Raw genomic sequence first — 1957 nt, forward strand, 5'->3', positions numbered from 1 at the left:
GGTGCTGATTTTGATGGTCACGCTGTTCATTCAGCGCCCGACCGACCTCAGTTCGTTCCCGACAATTCTGCTGATGACAACGCTGTTGCGCTTGGCCCTCAATATGGCCTCGACCCGGCTTATTCTCAGTAACGGGCATCAAGGCACGGCGGCGGCGGGTCACGTCATCGAGACCTTCGGTAATTTGCTGATGTCGGGGAACTTCATCATCGGGGTGATCGTCTTCATCATCCTGCTGATCGTGAACTTCGTCGTCATTACCAAAGGCTCGGGCCGTATCGCCGAAGTGGCGGCACGCTTTACCCTGGATGCCATGCCCGGCAAACAGATGGCGATCGATGCCGATCTCTCGTCCGGCCTCATCAACGAAACCGAAGCCAAAGCCCGCCGCAAGCAGTTGGAAGATGAATCGACCTTCTATGGGGCGATGGACGGGGCGGCGAAATTCGTGCGCGGCGATGCGGTTGCGGGCCTGCTGATTACGATGATTAACATCATCGGCGGTCTGCTGATCGGCACGCTTCAGCATAACCTCTCGTTCCTGCAAGCGGCCAATAACTATACGCTGCTGACCGTCGGCGACGGTCTCGTTAGCCAAATTCCCGCCCTGATCGTGTCGGTTGCCGCCGGTTTGCTGGTCACCAAGGGTAATGCGCAGGGCACGACCGACAAGGCCCTAGTCTCTCAGCTTGGCGGCTTTCCCGCCGCAATGGGGATGGCAGCGGTACTGGTTGCGGTTCTGTCGTTTCTGCCGGGGATGCCGACCATCGGCTTCTTGATGATCTCGGCCGGCATGGGGGCGGCAGCCTTCTATGCAAGCCGCAGCCATCAAACGGCCATCATCGAAGCCGCCGAAGCCGCCGCCTCGGGCCTGCCGCCCGGCGTTGCCCCCGGAACGCCGGGGGCAGCAACTCCCGTCGCCGATGAGCCGATTTCGACGGCGCTGCAAATCGATCAAATCCGTCTGGAACTCGGCTACGGCCTGCTCGCGCTCATCAACTCGCCGAAGGGCGCGCGCCTGACCGATCAGATCAAGGCGCTGCGCCGTCAGGTTGCCTCGGAAATGGGTTACATTATGCCCGCCGTGCGTATTCAGGATAATCTCCAGCTTCCGGCCAATACCTATGTGGTTCGGATCAAGGAGATGGAAGCCGGACGCGGCGAGTTGCGCCCGAATATGCTGCTCGTCATGGACCCGCGCGGCGAGCCGATCTCGCTGGCGGGGGAAGCCACGACCGAACCCACCTTCGGCCTGCCCGCCATGTGGATCGCCGAATCCAACCGCGAAGAGGCATTGTTCCGGGGCTATACCGTCGTCGATCCGCCCACCGTCATCACCACGCATCTGACGGAAGTGGTGAAGGACAATATGCCGGATCTTCTCTCCTATGCCGAAACCCAAAAGCTCCTGAACGAGATCGACAAGGACAGCCAGAAGCTTGTCGCCGATGTTATCCCCGGTCAGGTCACAATCAACGGGCTTCAGCGCATTTTGCAAAATCTGCTCGGCGAACGCGTTTCGATCCGTGATCTGCCGACGATTCTGGAAGCGGTCGCCGAAGCCGCCGCCTTTACCCGCAACGTCAGTATGATGACGGAACATGTGCGCACGCGCCTTGCCCGTCAGATATCCGAAAATCATTCGGTCGGGGGCGTGCTGCCGCTGGTAACGCTGTCGCCGGAGTGGGAGCAGGCGTTTGCCGAAGCGCTCGTCGGCCAAGGTGAAGAAAAGCAGCTTTCCATGCAGCCGTCGCAGTTGCAGCGCTTCATCTCGTCGGTCCGCCAGACCTTCGATCGTTTCGCCGTAATGGGGGAAAGCCCGGTTCTGTTGGTCAGCCCTGCCATTCGCCCCTATGTGCGCTCGATTATCGAACGCTTCCGCCCCGCGACCACCATTCTGAGCCAATCGGAGATTCATCCTAAAGCGAAAATCCGCACGCTCGGACAGATTTAGGAT

At 60.0% G+C, this 1957-nt stretch carries 1 protein-coding gene; it reads left to right on the plus strand.

Going from position 1 to position 1957, the window contains the following annotated elements; translation table 11 throughout:
* On the plus strand, positions 1–1954 hold a 1954-nt coding region (gene flhA / locus VZ95_RS16650), incomplete at its 5' end, for a flagellar biosynthesis protein FlhA (protein ID WP_045776853.1).
* Positions 1955–1957 lie beyond the last annotated feature (3 nt).

It is taken from the genome of Elstera litoralis (assembly GCF_000963705.1).
GTDB lineage: Bacteria > Pseudomonadota > Alphaproteobacteria > Elsterales > Elsteraceae > Elstera > Elstera litoralis.